Raw genomic sequence first — 16,392 nt, forward strand, 5'->3', positions numbered from 1 at the left:
CAGAAAGGAGCGATTTATGTTTATATTAAAAAACGTTATATATAAAGATATACTACACATTCCTTATTTACAGATTCAAAAAGAAAAGATTACTTGCATTATCGGTGAAAGCGGAAGCGGAAAAAGCACGTTGCTTCGCATGTTAAACGATTTACAATCTCCAACATCCGGCACAATTGAATATAACGGAAAATTAATTTCTGATTATCATCCTATTCAATTACGTCGTGACGTAGTTATGCTTGGGCAAACTCCACCTATTTTTGATGGAACCGTTAAAGACAACCTATTAATGGGACTTCGTCTTTCTGAAAAACCATTTCCAAATGATGATGCCCTGCGGAGTGCATTACAAACCGTTAGCTTAGACAAGCAATTAGAAGATAGCGCCTCCTCACTATCTGGCGGTGAAAAACAAAGACTTGCCTTTGCACGTATCGTACTTATGGATCCGCCTGTCTATTTATTAGATGAACCTACTTCAGCATTAGACAGTGATACAGAACGCCGCGTTATGAAACAATTTACTGAACTAGCACGAAAAAAGAAAAAAACAATTATCTTCATCACACACTCACAACAACTTCCAGAAGAAATTGCAGACGACATTATTGAGATTAGTAAAGCAAACGGTGCAACTAGAAAGGAAGTGCTCTCTGTTGAAGGGCGTTATTGAACTCCAAATTTGGCAACTTGCAGCTGCCTATATTTTCATTCTTATTTTGATTGGACTTGTAAAATTAAAAGGAATACCTCGCGAAAAACAAATCGCGCTCGCAACATTCCGTATGACGATTCAGCTCGTACTTGTTGCATATGTCCTTACATACGTATTTGAAAACAGTAATCCATTTTATACAATTGCTCTCATTACTTCTATTACTACCTTTGCAATTTTTAATATTTATAAACGAGTTAACATCCCAATGTCTAAAGAATTAAAACGAGTAGCCGCCCTTTCCATGGTCGCCGGATCAATTGGGCCACTTCTACTATTTATCTTTGTTATTATCGGACATGATCCGTGGTATGCTCCGCAATATATCGTCCCTATTACAGGAATGTTAGTTGGGAATGCCATGACTGGTGTTTCTCTCGGCGCAAATACGTTCTTAAACAATATGAAATCGCAAAGAGGTCAAATTGAAGGTGCACTTATGCTCGGCGCAACACCGAAAGAAGCAGCTGCTCCGCTCATTCGAGACGCTTTTGACTCTGCTATTTTACCGACAATCAATTCTATGGTCGGAATGGGGATTATAAGCTTACCAGGCATGATGACTGGTCAAATATTATCCGGTGTATCACCATTCACAGCCATTCAATATCAAATCGCCATCATACTCGGTATTTCTGGAAGTACTGCCTTTGCTGTCATTATCTTTTTACAGCTTGGATATAAAACGTTCTTTAATAAGCGATGTCAATTGAAAGAAATTGACTATGGTGCACGGTGAATCGTGCGTAGTTCACGATGAATGAAATTATATTAACGATTTTTTCAATATATCTATCATAACTTGCAATATATCAACGATTTTTCAAATATATCTATCATAACTCAGAATATATCAACGATTTTGTACGAAATATCGATTTACCGACAAAAAGTGACATAATAAAAAGAGGAGGCTATTCGCCTCCTCTTCTATTTACTTACGCCTTCTTAACGAACTGTGATTTTAACTTCATAGCTCCGAAGCCGTCGATTTTGCAATCGATATCGTGATCGCCATCAACTAGACGGATACTCTTTACTTTCGTACCGATCTTCACAACTGAAGAAGTTCCTTTTACTTTTAAATCTTTAATAACAGTAACTGCATCGCCGTCTTGAAGAACGTTTCCGTTCGCATCTTTTACAACTTTCGCACCATCATTATTTTCAGCTTCTGCTTCTTGGCCCCACTCATGAGCACATTCTGGACATACGAAAAGAACGCCATCCTCATACGTATATTCTGAATTACATTTTGGACAATTTGGTAAAGTAGCCATAAATTCATTTCCTCCGTTCATTATTTATACGTAAAAATCAAAATTGATGTTTACATCTCGATAAATAAAATTTGTATAGCATTTCTTTATAGTGCCATAGTCTCACGTTATTGACAACCCTACCTCAAATTCTCATTTTTTATTGTATTTTACAAAATTTCAATTTGTATGCCGTTTTTCTATTTGCTCTTCTACTAATTTTAAAAATCTTCGTTGTGCATTTTTATTTTTTACGAGCAATCGAACTCTTAGCTTACTTTTTAAATATGAGCGAACTTTGTAGTTCGTAATAAATAACTTTCGATACTTCTCGTCTTCATATATCATTCGAAACCATTCATACTGCTGCAAGTAACGTATGTTAGCATCAATCTTTTTCATGTGTAAACCCGTACTTAAACTAATCGATCCTATTAGAGCTTCTATTAATGCTGAAATTATTTCTCTCCCCCCTAATAAACAAAAGAAGAACCTTCACAAGATTCTTCTTTTCAAAATGAACGAGTTCCCTCTAGAAACCCAAATTATTTTCTTCAATGTAAATTTGATATTCTTCCACTTCTTCTTCACTTAACTTCTTATTATTTTCATATACCTCTTGCCACTCGAAATCATCTTCATCGAAATAAACAGCAAATTTAATTTTCACGTTTTTCTTCTCTGTATAATCATAACCAGTAAACTCTACTACGTCATAATCTTTTTCTTTCTTCACAAACTTCCAAGTTGGATTATCAGTCATAATCTCTAAAGTAACCCCTTCTCCACTTGAACGAACAACGTTTTTAATATTCGGCTCAGTTGGTAAAAAGGACAGCCCGAACGCAGCTAATCCATACACAATCCCGACTATAATCTGTAAACCAATCATACCAGCAATACTCACGCCGCCCTTTGATTGTAAGAAATACGCCTTCTCATGATCAGACGCATCTTCTCCCTTACGAAAAACACGAACAGCCTGCTTATAATATAAACGGTTTCCTTGCCATCCAGTAAATATCATCATTCCTAATTGAAGAGCTAAACTAAATGTTACATAAATCCCATCTGGAATATCTATAAAAGGGGGTATAACTATACTAGGTATAGCCAATAACGCAAATATAATAAATAACTTATACATTTTACGATAAGCTAACCAAAAAGTTGGGAAGAAAAAGGCTACCCAATTCCATGTATTCCCTTGCGCTGGATTTTCTACTTTACCCCACTTAAAGTCATAATAAGCTGTATTCTTTTGAACAACTTTATGTAATTCTTGTGGAGAAATCGTTTCTTGTAAAACCGTGTCCTTCACGTACATCATCCTTTTCTTATTTCTATATACATTTATTGTATATGGACAAAATGAAGGAATCTAACAAAAAGTACACATATTTCATAAAAGTGAACGGAAATCGAATATATTCCGACAATTATCCGTTTCTTATTTCATTTTACTTTTAAATATATTAGAATACTTATGAATGATACGTTTAATACACTAAGTTAATCATTTTGTATATTTGATAATAAAAATGTTTCACATGAAACTATTTATATTTTGTATTACCTTGCCTCTACACAATGCGTATAAAGCCCTTTCTACTTACTACAAAATACGAAAGACGCCCTTTTCAAAAAGGGGCCTTTTTATGGTTGAAAATTCAATAATAAATAAAACGAATTATTTAATAAATGAATCCCAATTGGAACGAGTAAATTCTTTGTTTTCTTATATGTGTATGCTAAACATATACCCATACCCAAAATATATAAAATACTACCTACTGTAAGGGGATGGCCAAAACTAAATATGAAAGCACTTATAACGGCACTAGTAAGTGTAGAGAAGCGCTGAGATAATTTCATAAAAAACATACCTCGAAATACAATTTCCTCCCAAATAGGCGCAAAAATTGTGAGCACAACTACGTATAGAATGATTTCACTTGTAGTAGGTTCTGTTACTATATTAGATTCATCCACACCAAGCCCATGTGGTAAAACTACATTTAATACCGCAAGATACATAAGCATTACAATCGTTGTCATTACTATTGTTACATAATGTTTAAAATTATTGAATTGTAATGATTTTATTAAATGTAAGCAGCAATTTCTTGCCGGTGCATACATTACGATAATCATACAAAACGTGAAAGGTGGAATAAGATGATCTACATACCATGGGTATAAGGAAGAATCATATAAAAGGTTCAAAAAACCAATTCCATGCATGACCCTAAAAATAATTACTAGAGTGCTAATTACTTGGCGCATACTCATTTGTTCATTCTTTTCTTCATATGTAACTAATTCTATATTCATCCTATCCCCCCAGTATAATTAAACCTTTTTAACCATTATATACCAAATAAAACATAAAAAAAGACAATACCTCAACTGTATTGTCCATTTTCTTCCCTACCATTTCTCTCTACACGTCTCAATTAAATGCAGTAAGTACCTCTTCGTCATATCTGCTCTTCTCCACCTTGAGAGCATTCGCTTTTCTTTTGGGTTCTGCCGTATTCTCGCTACTTCTTTTAATAAAAGCTCCCATTCTTCCGCTGAACGTTCTGACAAGTATTGCAATCCTCTATCTTTTGAAACGATTGTTTTATGATCTAGTGTATATAAAATACGTCCCATCGTAACGATAGCTGATTCTACCCACTCTTCTATAAAAAATAAATATGGCTTCTTCGCCTTTTCACTCCAGTACTGTTCTACGTTATATTTCATTGTATTTACTACATCATTCCATTTTATTTGCAGCGGAAGATCTTCTGCTTCTTTTCCTGTAACTGTAATGCCTTGATTTTTCAACGTCCACCATGTGACCGCATTAATGTCCCAATGACCAACATTAGCTTTACCATCTGCACAATACACGTACTCGTTCATTTCATCATTGTATTTCCCTAAGTCAGCAAGCGGAATATACATACCGTCCATTCTTTTACCTAGTGTATTATCACTAAGTTTATTATGTAGTTCCACAAGCTGCTGTTTTTCAGCTTCATTCACGGAATCATTTATCACTGTAACAAAATCAACATCGCTCGTTTCCTTATGAAATGCACCTAGTGCGATGGATCCGTAAATATATACCCCGACTATTTTTTCATCCAAAAAAATTTCTTTTAATTCTACTGTGTACCGCTCCATTAACCGTTGTACTTCCGTTGGTAACGCATGCTTCACTCCATTTTTCATATCTATCCCTCCAATAAAAAAAGCCTTTGCAAATTCGCAAAGACTTCTTGTTTTATAAATATTTCTCGATTTCTTCGTAAACATCCTTCAAACGAGGATTTCCTTCTCCAACAATTTCTCCATTTACAAGAACGACCGGATAAAATAAATTTTCTTCCACTACTCGCTCTGCGAATGCTTTTTTATCTTCATCTTCTTGTTCTTCTTGGAAATCAATATACTCGAAATTAAATTTATTTTCTTGTCCTTCATATTTACGACCAATTGCCGCTTGTAACCATTCAAACGTTTCTGTTGAAGATGGCATTCCGACGCAGCTCGCACAAATTACTTTCGTCCCATACACTTGAACATTAACCATTTCTTCTCCCCCACTTCTTGTCCCAACAGTATATTCAGATGTCTTATTACATAAGCACATCATTTTACAAACTTATTCCATACCCCTATACTGAAAAAACACGATACAATATTTCGACAATAAAACAAGAAGAGAAAAAATAGATTTTCCCCTCTATCTTGATTATAATAAAACTGATGAAAGGAGTCGATAAAAATGGAAAACCCACATATGCAAGAACAAGTATTAGAAGTATTAGATAAATTACGTCCATTCTTACTTCGCGATGGCGGAGACGTTGAATTAGTAGACATTGAAGAAGGTATCGTAAAACTACGCCTTATGGGTGCATGCGGAAGCTGCCCAAGTTCTACAATCACACTAAAAGCTGGTATCGAGCGCGCGTTACTTGAAGAAGTACCAGGCGTTATCGAAGTAGAACAAGTATTTTAATCTAAAAGCGGAAGCGGCTCGTTCAAAGTCACTTGCTAAAAGGAGACCAAATTTGGTCTCCTTTTTTTATTCAAATCACATTTATCTGTTAACATCATAAAACAAAATTGGAAATCCTTCTCAAAAAATGCGATAATTAATACTATATAGTGAATCGTTCACACATATACAGTAAAAAAACATAGGGGGACGACAGATGCCAAAAATGGGGAACACTTTTGTAACAACTCAAGAACTAGAAAAGAAAAAAGAGTATTTATTAGGCCTTTCATCCGTTATACCAACATGGAATACAAGCTATCAATTTTTATTTAAAGAAATCCAGCAAGAATTATTGGGTAAAGTAAATGAAAAGCTCGAAAGGCATCAATTCGTTTTAAATATATGTACAGATCAACAGGTAGGGGCATAATGTATTACATAAAATTGTGGTATATAAAAAAGAGACCTCACTCGGTCTCTTTTTTATATTTTTAAGATAACCAATCTAATTTTCTAATCCCGAGCTTATCTACCGGTAAACGAAGTGAGCCATAAAAATGCTTCATAAATTGCTCTGAGCGGTTCACATCGTGTAAAATGGCTTCTAAGCGATCTCTATATATGCTTTTTTGTTCTTCGTTTCCAGTTTGGTAATATCGTTCGACCGTTTCAAAATAGTGAAGCGGGAACAGGAGCCTTGCAAATAATAAGCGCCAACCAAATGAGGACAGCGAGTAATTTCGTTCATAATCTGTAACAAATTGAACGATTGTTTGATCCCAGTCTTTCTTTTTTTCAATCATCATATAGCGAATCCATTCTGCTATATCTCGAGTTGGGTGATCATACACCCAATCAAAAGGAAGTTTGAGACGCTTCGTTTGATGCCATAATAAAGGTGTGAATCGTTCTTGGCAAATTGTCGCTGCATCCGTTAGTTGCGGCGTATCATCCATTTCTGTATCAACAACATATTGAATGGCATTTTCTGCAACTCCTAAGTAATACGGGAAGGATTCAATAAACAATTGATCGAATACGTCTGTAGGGTGGTTCATCACTTGTGATTGCCAAAACTTTTCTAACTGATCGAGTCTCTTTTCCCATAACGCTTTCCATTCACCAATGCGGCTTAATTGCTCGATTTCTTCTGGAAAGAATGCACCTCGTTTATGGAATATAGAAAGTTCACTTCCTAATGACGTAGCATGTCGTTCTAACGCTCGCATACCTTTTAATAAGCAGTAATTTTGTTCTTCTATCTCACTTACATAGTAGCCGTGTATAGTTGGAACGAAAGTCGCTACAGTTATATCCCCTTGCTGGTTCATATAGTCACTGAGCTTTTTCATCTCTACAAGTACTTCTTCCTCCATTTCTCCAATTGGAACAAGTACATAAATTTTGTTGCGAATCCAAAAGCTTTTATAGGGGCCAAGGGGGATTAATTCTTTAACATGCATGTGATAATGCTCATAAATATGCTGAATCATCGCAGTCGCCACCTATGGTTTTTCTTTATATATATGAGCTTGTGCTCGCCTTTCATTCCTATGCACAGGATAAAGCAACGAAACGTATACAAATACTAAAAAGAAAAAAAGGTGATAAACATGAAAGAATCAAATCAACTACAAGAAAGAGCATTACAACTATTACAAGAACGCGGTGTAACAATTGATGATATTGCTGAACTTGTTCATTTTCTTCAAAAAAAATATCATCCAAATTTAGAGATGTCAGAATGCCGTTACAATGTAGAACGTGTACTATCAAAACGTGAAGTACAAAACGCACTGATTACTGGTATCGAGCTTGATGTCCTTGCTGAAAAGGGAATGCTAAGTGAACCGTTACAAGATATTGTAAAACGTGATGAAGGCTTATACGGAATTGATGAAGTTATCGCACTTTCTATCGTAAACGTGTACGGCTCTATCGGTTTCACGAACTTTGGATATATTGATAAATTAAAACCTGGTATTTTAGAATACTTAAATGATAAATCAACTGGAAAAGTGCACACATTCCTTGACGATATCGTTGGCGGAATTGCTGCCGCAGCTTCAAGCCGTTTAGCGCACCGAGCTGAGCACTCAGAATAATAATGTTTTCTAGGCCGTCAGTTTCATGCTGACGGCCTTTCGTATTCCATAAGCATAAATTCTCTTCCGCGACTCAAAAAAATAGTCCCTTGTTTAAATCCGATATTTTTATATAACGTAATCGCTCTTGTATTAAATGTTGCTACGCTTAATCGAAACATTTTTGCATTAAACTCTTTCGTGGCAAACGCTATTCCAGCTTGGAAGAATTCTTTCCCTATTCCCTTCCCAGTTAACGCCGGCTTCATGCCAAGTCCGATATCAATCACATCTTCTCCACCATATAAATTAGCATCTCTTCCACCTGGCACTTGTGCATTTGCTCCAAAACAAAAATAACCGATGAGGTCTCCTTGATCGTCACAACAGCCATAATACGTTCCATCTAATAGCTCTTCTATTACTTCTTTCTCGCCTGAAAAACTATATAAACTATAAGGTTCCTCGTACGTCCAAGTATTTATCTCATTTGCTTCTTCCTCTGTTAACTTATGTATATCCACTTTCTCTTTCCCCCTATTATATTTCTATTAACAATATTCGATATTCATCTTATAATTCATCTTTCTCAATATATTTTTTAATTTCTCGCTTTATTTTTATGGAAGATTTTTCTTATTATGTTACGATTAAACAGAATCATTACAAATAAGGTGGTGACAATTTGAATTACTTTTCTTATCTCTCCTCGGAAGAACTGCAAAATTTTTTCTATAAAGAACCTCTTAGTTTTTCAAAAAATATAGGGAAAGAACAACTAGCTTACGCACTAGGTGCCACACTATATACTCCCGGCACGAAAGAAACGATTGCGGAAGATATAATTAGAAAGAAACATGTGGATGCTACCTCAATTATTCTTTGTCTAGAGGACGCTATCAGCGATGAGGAAGTAAAACTTGCAGAGCAAAACATCGTCGTTCAAATACAGCAAATCGCTAACTTAGTCAGTGCCAACATACTAAACCAAGCAGACATCCCACTTCTTTTTATTAGAGTTCGACAGCCAAGTCAAATGAAGACAATTGTTACTGAATTAGGTAGTGCTGTTCATTGTTTATGTGGTTTTGTCTTTCCAAAATTCACACCGATTAACGGAAAGACTTATATCGATCAGCTTGCATATATAAACGAGTTATACTCATTATCGCTATATGGCATGCCGATTTTAGAATCACCCGAAATTATGTATAAGGAAACACGGGCAGAATCATTATTACAAATAAAAAATTTACTAGATTCTTATCACGATTACATCTTAAATGTACGTATTGGTGCTACTGATTTTTCAAGTATATTTAGTATTCGGCGCAATAAATACACACCTATCTATCATATTACTGTTGTCCGTGATTGTATTTCAGACATTATTAACGTTTTCTCAAGGGCAACAAATGAATATATTATTTCAGGATGTGTATGGGAATATTTTTCTAATGATCATGAAGAAGGGCTTATTCAAGAGGTATCACTTGACCATGCAAATGGCTTAATCGGAAAGACAGTTATTCACCCATCTCATATTAAAGTTGTACAGGCAATGCACATTGTCACAGTGGAAGATTATTTAGATGCGAGATCAATTTTACAAAATGCAGATACGTATAATGGAGTGCTAAAAAGCAGTTTTTCTAACAAAATGAATGAAGTAAAACCTCATTATAGCTGGGCTCGCAAAACCATTTTAAAATCTAATATTTACGGGGTGCTACATGAAAACAAACAATTCACCGATCTCCTTATTACAAACGCAAAGCAACACGTATAACGTTTTAAATAATATACAAGTCCATGTAGAAGTACGTGATAATCCATATAATTTAGCGCTAGACAATCTTTTTCAAATGGCTGCGAGAATAAATAAGAAACGTAGTTTTTTATTTGTGAGTACAATCCTTGGAAAGCATCTTCCTATTAAACCTGCAGTCTCTCTATCAAGTGGAGTTGCTCTCGCTGCAAGATATTTGGAAATACTACATAATATTTCTCATCCATTTCAAAAAGAAATTTTAAATCTCATTTCATTAGAAATTGATGAAATCCCAGAGGAAGTATTTCGTTATCAATATCCTCTGCAAGAAGAAGTTTTGTTCATCGGATTCGCTGAAACAGCGACAGCACTTGGTCATTCTATGTTTCAATGCTTTCAAAATGCAAAGTATGTACATACAACTAGAGAATCGATACCCCACCTAGAATCTGTCATTACATTTGAGGAAGAACATTCTCATGCAACATCACACCGTTGTTATGTAGATGAAAGCTTTTTTCAAAACAACAATCCAATTGTTCTCGTAGATGATGAGATGACAACAGGAAAAACAGCATTAAATATTATTAGATCTATTCAAAATAAATTCCCACGAGAAGAATATATAATTGCTTCTTTATTAGACTGGCGTTCTCATACTAATAGAAAACAATTTAAACAATTAGAAGAAGAACTTCAAATTAAGGTTCATGTTATTTCTTTATTAGAAGGCAGTATTCATACAACTGGCCAACCATTAAATATTGCAAAAAAAGAGATTCAAATTGAAGAAACAAAACCTGATTTCAAAAAACATACCCTTACCTGCCTAAAATCACCCTATACATCAAATTATATAAAATATACTGGGCGATTTGGCATTTCAGCATATGAACAAAAGCACATTCATTCTTTCGCCCAAGAAGCAGGAAAAACTTTAAAAAGAGAAAGAATGGGAAAACGAACACTCTGTCTCGGAACGGGTGAATTTATGTATATCCCAATGAAAATTGCTGCTGAAATGGGTGAAAATATTTTATATCAATCTACAACAAGAAGCCCTATCCATTCTGTTTCAAATGATGTGAACTACGCCATTCATAATCATTTCTCATATCCAAGTCCTGAAGATTCTACTATTACAAATTACTTTTATAATATTTCACCTCATGATTACGATGAAGTATTTGTTTTCATTGAGCGTGATTTAGGGGAAGAAGCCCTATCTCCTCTTCTACAGCAGTTACAAACAGTTATTCCTTTTATTCATATCGTCTCATTTTCAAATAGCATAGAAAAGGAAGGTTGATAATTATGGTAAAAGTAAATTCTCATATTAGTAGTTACAATCCAAATGATGCTATTTTTCTATTAAAAGATATTAGTGATTTAATGAAAGAAAGTTCCACGGAAACTAGAGAACAAGCAATTCAAGCTGGCACACATTATTCCGAAATGTTACCAATGGAATATAAACCATCTAAAGCGTATATGGATTTATTCTTTTCTTCCCTGCAACAATATAAACACAAACTAGCCATCGCTGTTGGAGTTGTCGCCGAACAGATTATACAAACTAAAGGAACTAACCTTATCTTCGTTTCATTAGCTCGTGCTGGTACACCTATTGGCATTCTTATCAAACGCTACATACGCTATCAATACAACCTTGATGTACCTCACTATTGTATTTCTATTGTTCGCGGACGCGGTATTGATGAAAATGCACTCCATTATATTTTGGAACATCACCCTAAAGAAACAATTCAATTCATTGATGGGTGGACTGGAAAAGGTGCAATAAAAAAAGAATTAGAATATGCAGTACACACATTTAACGAACGAAATAATACACACATTTCTCATTGTATGGCTGTGCTTGCTGATCCCGGTTACTGTACTTCAATTTACGGTACACGTGAAGATTTTCTTATTCCTAGCGCTTGCTTAAATGCAACAGTCTCTGGACTAATTAGCCGCACTGTACTAAATGACACCTATATCGGTCCAAATGATTTTCATGGTGTTAAATATTATAAAGAGCTAGAACAAGAAGACTTATCAAATTTCTTCGTTGATGAGGTAACAGAGTTATTCCCTTCTGTTCATTCTCATATAGATAATCAATTACGTTATATTACTTCAACTTACACTGATCCCTCTTGGCAAGGATTAAAAGATATACAGTCTATCCAAAATCACTTTGAAATTGACGATATTAACTTAATTAAACCAGGAGTCGGTGAAACAACTCGTGTATTACTCCGGAGAATACCGTGGAAAATTTTAATACGTAAGCAAAACAATCCCGATTTAAAGCATATTTTACTTCTCGCTAAAGAAAAGAATGTCCCAATTGAAATCTATGAGAATATGGCTTATTCATGTTGCGGGCTCATTAAGCCTCTTAGGAAGGAAACAATATGATTTTCGCCAGTGATCTTGATCAGACGCTTATTTATTCCCGGAAATCGTTTCGTGCCCCTATAGAAGATGAATCAATTCAACTCATTGAAACTTTAGATGGGAAAGAAATTTCTTTCATATCACATAAAACCATTTCACTACTAAAAAAATTACAACTGCACTCACATTTCATCCCAGTTACAACAAGAACTATTAAGCAGTTTCAGCGTATTGCTTTATTCCAAAACGAAATCATTCCCGAATACGCCATTACAAGTAACGGCGGCAATATCCTTCATAATGGGAAACAAGATGGTACTTGGAACAGGACAGTAAAAGAAAGACTATCGGTTGAATGTATAGAGAGAAACGACATACTAAAGGAATTTGGACAAATAGCTCATAAAGATTGGGTTATATCGCAAAAAACAGCTGATGATCTATTCCATTATTGCATTATTAAACGGGAGAACATTCCTTATGATGAATTATCATCCTTCACTTCCTGGTTAGACAAACAAGGCTGGAATCATTCACTTCAAGGTAGAAAGCTATACTTTGTACCAAAACCAATTAATAAATGGGACGCCGTGCAATATATAAAAGAAATTTTGCAAATAGATACGATTATTACAGCTGGGGATTCTTTACTTGATTTATGCATGCTTGAAAAGGCGAACCATGCCTTCGCACCACTTCATGGTGAGTTAGGGGCAATGCATGATAGCTTACAACCCCATATTTTAAAAACAGACGCAATCGGCATATATGCCGCAGAAGAAATCGTAAATAAATCACTTCAAATTATTCACAGTTCATTACCTACCTCATGATCATCATATGCACAATTGCATACGCACAGCTATTAAACAGATGGTACAATTTATTTGAATCGCTGTTGCTACACTTCTTGATTAGAGAAAAGGCGTTAAAACGGAAATTAGCGTCTTATCAACCTCAAGCAATTGGCACATTTTGTCATCTTAAAAGACACTCCAACGAGTGTCTTTTTTTCTATATCCAACAAGGACTTACTCATTTCAAAGTATAAATACATAAAATAATGTAAATCATGACACGCATGAATCACTTTCTAAAAGTTATAAAGTAGATTCAAAATAAAAAAGCACTCTTAACTAGAGTGCTTTTTACTTTCAAACAAGGAGGCTACATATATGGATAGTACTCTCGTATTTAACTTTGGCATTGGTATTGTTATCATTTTATTCGTCTTCTTTGTACTTTGTATGAGCGGGGTATAAAAAGGCGATTTTCGAGCGTCTTTTTATACATACATATGTATTACTTGACTTCTATAAAGGTAGTAACCATAATAGTTACAGAAATACAAATAGCTATTCACATATCCACAAATAGGAGGAAGAAAAATGAAACATGTAATCGTTTATGCACACCCGAATACAGAAAGCTTCAACCATGCGATTTTAGAAACGGTAAAAAGTGAATTAGAAGGAAAAGGTCACGAAGTACGCGTTCGCGATCTATACGAATTAAACTTTAATCCAGTATTAGGCGCTTCCGATTTCATCTCATTTTCTCAAGGAAATACACCAGAAGATATTAAAGAAGAACAAGAGCATATCTCTTGGGCTGATAGCATTACATTCATTTATCCAGTGTGGTGGGCGGGACTTCCTGCTATTTTAAAAGGATACGTTGACCGTGTATTTAGCCACGGATTCGCTTATGCTTACGGTGAAAACGGTATTGAAAAGTTATTAAGCGGTAAAAAAGGCTTGTTATTATCTACAATGGGAAATACGAAAGAAGCATACACAGCAGGCGGCATGTTTGATGCAATGAAGAAAACAGCGGATGTTGGTATTTTTGAATTTACAGGCATTGAAACAATTGAGCATACATTCTATACAAGTGTTCCTTCTGTGGATGACAGTGTGCGTAAACAATATCTTGAAGAGGTTAAAGACGTTGTGAATCGTGCATTCTAATAAAAAACTCCGGTTGTTAAAACCGGAGTTTTTTTATTTCACCATTAATTTCGGAATATATCTTTGAAGAATGCTTTCTAATTCATTCATATCTTCCTTTCTAATAAGTAAATTCACATTGTCATTCATTTTTTCTCTCCCGCGATATAAAAATATATTTTCTTTTGGATTTTCCCATGTTGATGTTTTATAGCCTTTCAATTCTTCATATGAATAAAAGTTTAATCCATCTATTACACCTTTTTCATATATTTGTACACTTTTAATAAGATGTATAGCTATTAAAGTCATAAAACAACTTGCTACAGCATGAATACCTAGCTGAATAAAAAACTGTTCAACTGTATCAATATCGCCACTTACGTACTGAGCATATATATACATACATTGTCCAATGAAATATGTTGGTCCAAGTAATGCAATCCAACGTCTTTTCACCCGAGGATACATTGCAATAAGTTTTCCTGCGCTTTTTTTCATTTCATTTATTTTATATATTTTCCATAGAACAAAGAACAAAACGCATAATGTAAAAACAAGCATAATACATGACATCCAGTACATTCTTATTCCTCCCTTATATCAATACATTTAAATTTTACATTCCGTATACCTATAGTACATATGCAATTATGCATAAAAAAACAGGTAACCTCTTCCGGCTACCTGCATTTCATTACATCTTCTCAATCCACTCCGTCAAGTTATGCACAACTTGCGTTGGTTGTACTTCATATTCTGTTAACTTCTCCACAGTTGTGACTCCAGTGTGGACAAGAAGGGTATGCATACCAGCATTTATTCCTGCTAAAATGTCTGTATCGTAGTTATCCCCAACCATTAATGCTTCATTTTTTTCTATGCCAAGCACTTTTAAAGCTTGTTCCATAATGATTGATTCTGGTTTTCCGATAAAGATTGGATCCACACCTGTTGATACTGCTACAACTGATGTTAATGAGCCGTTACCTGGTAATAATCCTCGCTCAGTTGGAATGGCAATATCCCCATTTGTAGAAATAAACGTCGCGCCATTACGCACAGCAAGACACGCTTTTGCTAATTTTTCATATGTGATGTCACGATCTAAACCCACAACAACGAAATCAGGATTTTCATCCACAAGTTCAAATCCTTTTTCCACAAGTGCATCGTGTAAGCCTTCTTCACCAATCATATATACAGTTGCGTCTTGTTTACGTTCATAAATAAAGTTCGCAGTCGCCATACTCGTTGTGAATACTTGCTCCGCTTTCGCTGGAATATCGAAACGAACAAGCTTTTCTGCCACTTGTTCTGGTTTGCGAGTTGAGTTATTCGTAACGAATAAATATGGAATGCCGCGCTCTCCTAATGCTTTTACGAAGTCGCTTGCTTCTTCAATTTGTTCTTCTCCGCGATACATCGTACCGTCTAAGTCAATTAAGTAACCTTTATACATCGATTATGTCTCTCCTTCTATGCTAACGTTCTCACCTTATCATACCACTCTTATATTACCCGCTTTTCCAAAAGAAAAAAACGCTTTACCTTAAAGCGCCCCATAACGTTCATTTTTTCTCTTTTATTTGGTAAGAACAACTACAATCGCCCTCGCACATATTTGCTAGCGTTTTCACTTCTGCGTTCGTAAATAAACGCTTATACATTTCTTTTTCATCTTCACACACTTGCGGGAATCTCTCGGCAATTTCCTTTAACGGACAGTTTTGTTTTTCAATTACGAAAGAATTCTCTCCATCTCTCTTTATTTGAACCATATAACCATTTCTCTCTTGCATAGCTGCTATCTCTTGCACTTTATATGCTAAATTCTTTTGATTACTCACTCTCTTTTGTAACTGTTCTTCCATTCGCTTCGTTCTCTCTTTTAAAACGTAACGAAGTATTTTTTCATCGCCCATTCGAGCTAAATCTTCTAGCATATCAATCGCAAATTGCTTATACTCTTTCGGGAATGTATCTTCTCCCTTTTCGCTTAATCCATACAAATAAGTTGGTCTTCCGACATGTTGCCTTACCATCTTAGAATAAATGAGTCCGTCTTTCTCAAGATTACTTAAATGTCTTCGGATCGCCATTTCTGTAATCTCTAAAACGTCAGCTAGTTCCGCTACCGTGTGCTCTCCCTTTACTTTCAACAATTGTACAATCTCGTCTTTCGTAGTACGTGCTTCCCCCATA

21 protein-coding genes are annotated in these 16,392 nt (G+C 35.1%); 10 read left to right on the plus strand and 11 right to left on the minus strand.

Features of this window, described 5'->3' with window-relative positions:
* Positions 1–16 precede the first annotated feature (16 nt).
* On the plus strand, positions 17–676 hold the full coding sequence (locus tag DN404_RS15945) for an ABC transporter ATP-binding protein (protein WP_000470312.1): 660 nt from the start codon (positions 17–19) through the stop codon (positions 674–676).
* The gene (locus DN404_RS15950) at positions 660–1,457 is read left to right on the plus strand and encodes an ABC transporter permease (protein WP_000679254.1); all 798 of its coding nucleotides are present in this window, start codon (positions 660–662) and stop codon (positions 1,455–1,457) included. The genes DN404_RS15945 and DN404_RS15950 overlap by 17 nt, the downstream gene beginning before the upstream one ends.
* 199 nt (positions 1,458–1,656) lie before the next feature.
* On the opposite strand, the gene phnA is transcribed toward DN404_RS15950, so the two are convergent.
* The 6 genes from phnA to DN404_RS15980 form a co-directional block, all read right to left on the minus strand.
* Positions 1,657–1,998 carry an alkylphosphonate utilization operon protein PhnA gene (phnA, locus tag DN404_RS15955; RefSeq protein ID WP_000212737.1) on the minus strand — a complete coding sequence of 114 codons (342 nt, stop codon included), beginning with the start codon at positions 1,996–1,998 and terminating at the stop codon, positions 1,657–1,659.
* A gap of 159 nt (positions 1,999–2,157) precedes the next feature.
* Positions 2,158–2,439 (minus strand): hypothetical protein, encoded by a 282-nt coding sequence (locus DN404_RS15960; RefSeq protein ID WP_033692727.1) that lies wholly within the window; start codon positions 2,437–2,439, stop codon positions 2,158–2,160.
* A gap of 70 nt (positions 2,440–2,509) precedes the next feature.
* The gene (locus DN404_RS15965; protein WP_114555937.1) at positions 2,510–3,307 is read right to left on the minus strand and encodes a DUF2628 domain-containing protein; all 798 of its coding nucleotides are present in this window, start codon (positions 3,305–3,307) and stop codon (positions 2,510–2,512) included.
* 326 nt (positions 3,308–3,633) lie between these two features.
* Positions 3,634–4,311: a CPBP family intramembrane glutamic endopeptidase gene (locus DN404_RS15970; protein ID WP_149215208.1), complete on the minus strand. Its 678-nt coding sequence runs from the start codon at positions 4,309–4,311 to the stop codon at positions 3,634–3,636.
* Positions 4,312–4,407: 96 nt separating this feature from the next.
* Positions 4,408–5,202, minus strand: coding sequence for a nucleotidyltransferase domain-containing protein (locus DN404_RS15975; protein WP_149215209.1), 795 nt, complete (start codon positions 5,200–5,202; stop codon positions 4,408–4,410).
* A gap of 52 nt (positions 5,203–5,254) precedes the next feature.
* Entirely contained in the window at positions 5,255–5,563 is a 309-nt protein-coding gene (locus tag DN404_RS15980; RefSeq protein WP_098202490.1) for a YuzD family protein, read from the minus strand.
* Positions 5,564–5,758: 195 nt separating this feature from the next.
* Between DN404_RS15980 and DN404_RS15985 the strand changes: the two genes are divergently transcribed.
* The gene (locus DN404_RS15985; protein WP_000431159.1) at positions 5,759–5,995 is read left to right on the plus strand and encodes a NifU family protein; all 237 of its coding nucleotides are present in this window, start codon (positions 5,759–5,761) and stop codon (positions 5,993–5,995) included.
* Between the two features lie 196 nt (positions 5,996–6,191).
* Positions 6,192–6,407 carry a carbonic anhydrase gene (locus tag DN404_RS15990; RefSeq protein WP_149215210.1) on the plus strand — a complete coding sequence of 72 codons (216 nt, stop codon included), beginning with the start codon at positions 6,192–6,194 and terminating at the stop codon, positions 6,405–6,407.
* A 61-nt stretch (positions 6,408–6,468) separates the two neighbouring features.
* On the opposite strand, the gene yutH is transcribed toward DN404_RS15990, so the two are convergent.
* On the minus strand, positions 6,469–7,470 hold the full coding sequence (gene yutH, locus DN404_RS15995; RefSeq protein ID WP_000614215.1) for a spore coat putative kinase YutH: 1,002 nt from the start codon (positions 7,468–7,470) through the stop codon (positions 6,469–6,471).
* Positions 7,471–7,590: 120 nt separating this feature from the next.
* Here yutH and DN404_RS16000 point away from each other — a divergent pair, with 120 nt between their 5' ends.
* Positions 7,591–8,082: a phosphatidylglycerophosphatase A family protein gene (locus DN404_RS16000; protein ID WP_000665103.1), complete on the plus strand. Its 492-nt coding sequence runs from the start codon at positions 7,591–7,593 to the stop codon at positions 8,080–8,082.
* Positions 8,083–8,105: 23 nt separating this feature from the next.
* On the opposite strand, the gene DN404_RS16005 is transcribed toward DN404_RS16000, so the two are convergent.
* Positions 8,106–8,585 carry a GNAT family N-acetyltransferase gene (locus DN404_RS16005; protein ID WP_149215211.1) on the minus strand — a complete coding sequence of 160 codons (480 nt, stop codon included), beginning with the start codon at positions 8,583–8,585 and terminating at the stop codon, positions 8,106–8,108.
* 161 nt (positions 8,586–8,746) lie between these two features.
* On the opposite strand from DN404_RS16005, the gene DN404_RS16010 reads away from it, so the two are divergent.
* The 5 genes from DN404_RS16010 (at position 8,747) to DN404_RS16030 (ending at position 14,208) form a co-directional block, all read left to right on the plus strand.
* The gene (locus tag DN404_RS16010; RefSeq protein ID WP_149215212.1) at positions 8,747–9,850 is read left to right on the plus strand and encodes an HpcH/HpaI aldolase/citrate lyase family protein; all 1,104 of its coding nucleotides are present in this window, start codon (positions 8,747–8,749) and stop codon (positions 9,848–9,850) included.
* A complete protein-coding gene (locus tag DN404_RS16015; RefSeq protein WP_149215213.1) occupies positions 9,795–11,141 on the plus strand; it encodes a phosphoribosyltransferase family protein in 1,347 nt (448 codons plus the stop codon). The genes DN404_RS16010 and DN404_RS16015 overlap by 56 nt, the downstream gene beginning before the upstream one ends.
* 5 nt (positions 11,142–11,146) lie before the next feature.
* Positions 11,147–12,259 (plus strand): cysteine protease StiP family protein, encoded by a 1,113-nt coding sequence (locus DN404_RS16020; protein ID WP_149215214.1) that lies wholly within the window; start codon positions 11,147–11,149, stop codon positions 12,257–12,259.
* Positions 12,256–13,071: an HAD family hydrolase gene (locus tag DN404_RS16025; RefSeq protein ID WP_049107544.1), complete on the plus strand. Its 816-nt coding sequence runs from the start codon at positions 12,256–12,258 to the stop codon at positions 13,069–13,071. Before DN404_RS16020 ends, DN404_RS16025 begins: the two co-directional genes overlap by 4 nt.
* A gap of 555 nt (positions 13,072–13,626) precedes the next feature.
* A complete protein-coding gene (locus tag DN404_RS16030; RefSeq protein ID WP_000683439.1) occupies positions 13,627–14,208 on the plus strand; it encodes an NAD(P)H-dependent oxidoreductase in 582 nt (193 codons plus the stop codon).
* A gap of 33 nt (positions 14,209–14,241) precedes the next feature.
* Here DN404_RS16030 and DN404_RS16035 read toward each other — a convergent pair whose 3' ends face one another.
* The 3 genes from DN404_RS16035 to DN404_RS16045 form a co-directional block, all read right to left on the minus strand.
* The gene (locus tag DN404_RS16035; protein WP_000289911.1) at positions 14,242–14,772 is read right to left on the minus strand and encodes a hypothetical protein; all 531 of its coding nucleotides are present in this window, start codon (positions 14,770–14,772) and stop codon (positions 14,242–14,244) included.
* A gap of 112 nt (positions 14,773–14,884) precedes the next feature.
* Positions 14,885–15,649: a TIGR01457 family HAD-type hydrolase gene (locus tag DN404_RS16040; protein ID WP_000276467.1), complete on the minus strand. Its 765-nt coding sequence runs from the start codon at positions 15,647–15,649 to the stop codon at positions 14,885–14,887.
* A 109-nt stretch (positions 15,650–15,758) separates the two neighbouring features.
* Positions 15,759–16,391 carry a helix-turn-helix transcriptional regulator gene (locus DN404_RS16045; protein ID WP_048534639.1) on the minus strand — a complete coding sequence of 211 codons (633 nt, stop codon included), beginning with the start codon at positions 16,389–16,391 and terminating at the stop codon, positions 15,759–15,761.
* Between the last annotated feature and the right edge of the window lies 1 nt (position 16,392).

The sequence above is a fragment of the Bacillus sp. TE8-1 genome, from assembly GCF_008368855.1.
Taxonomy (GTDB): Bacteria; Bacillota; Bacilli; order Bacillales; family Bacillaceae_G; genus Bacillus_A; species Bacillus_A cereus.

What these genes read in the sequence shown, in the direction of transcription:
- DN404_RS15945 (WP_000470312.1), top strand. Translation starts at nt 17, where the DNA reads ATGTTTATATTAAAAAACGTTATATATAAAGATATACTACACATTCCT.
- phnA (WP_000212737.1), bottom strand. Translation starts at nt 1,998, where the DNA reads ATGGCTACTTTACCAAATTGTCCAAAATGTAATTCAGAATATACGTAT.
- DN404_RS15965 (WP_114555937.1), bottom strand. Translation starts at nt 3,307, where the DNA reads ATGATGTACGTGAAGGACACGGTTTTACAAGAAACGATTTCTCCACAA.
- DN404_RS15970 (WP_149215208.1), bottom strand. Translation starts at nt 4,311, where the DNA reads ATGAATATAGAATTAGTTACATATGAAGAAAAGAATGAACAAATGAGT.
- DN404_RS15975 (WP_149215209.1), bottom strand. Translation starts at nt 5,202, where the DNA reads ATGAAAAATGGAGTGAAGCATGCGTTACCAACGGAAGTACAACGGTTA.
- DN404_RS15980 (WP_098202490.1), bottom strand. Translation starts at nt 5,563, where the DNA reads ATGGTTAATGTTCAAGTGTATGGGACGAAAGTAATTTGTGCGAGCTGC.
- DN404_RS15985 (WP_000431159.1), top strand. Translation starts at nt 5,759, where the DNA reads ATGGAAAACCCACATATGCAAGAACAAGTATTAGAAGTATTAGATAAA.
- DN404_RS15990 (WP_149215210.1), top strand. Translation starts at nt 6,192, where the DNA reads ATGCCAAAAATGGGGAACACTTTTGTAACAACTCAAGAACTAGAAAAG.
- yutH (WP_000614215.1), bottom strand. Translation starts at nt 7,470, where the DNA reads ATGATTCAGCATATTTATGAGCATTATCACATGCATGTTAAAGAATTA.
- DN404_RS16000 (WP_000665103.1), top strand. Translation starts at nt 7,591, where the DNA reads ATGAAAGAATCAAATCAACTACAAGAAAGAGCATTACAACTATTACAA.
- DN404_RS16015 (WP_149215213.1), top strand. Translation starts at nt 9,795, where the DNA reads ATGAAAACAAACAATTCACCGATCTCCTTATTACAAACGCAAAGCAAC.
- DN404_RS16020 (WP_149215214.1), top strand. Translation starts at nt 11,147, where the DNA reads ATGGTAAAAGTAAATTCTCATATTAGTAGTTACAATCCAAATGATGCT.
- DN404_RS16025 (WP_049107544.1), top strand. Translation starts at nt 12,256, where the DNA reads ATGATTTTCGCCAGTGATCTTGATCAGACGCTTATTTATTCCCGGAAA.
- DN404_RS16030 (WP_000683439.1), top strand. Translation starts at nt 13,627, where the DNA reads ATGAAACATGTAATCGTTTATGCACACCCGAATACAGAAAGCTTCAAC.
- DN404_RS16035 (WP_000289911.1), bottom strand. Translation starts at nt 14,772, where the DNA reads ATGTACTGGATGTCATGTATTATGCTTGTTTTTACATTATGCGTTTTG.
- DN404_RS16040 (WP_000276467.1), bottom strand. Translation starts at nt 15,649, where the DNA reads ATGTATAAAGGTTACTTAATTGACTTAGACGGTACGATGTATCGCGGA.
- DN404_RS16045 (WP_048534639.1), bottom strand. Translation starts at nt 16,391, where the DNA reads ATGGGGGAAGCACGTACTACGAAAGACGAGATTGTACAATTGTTGAAA.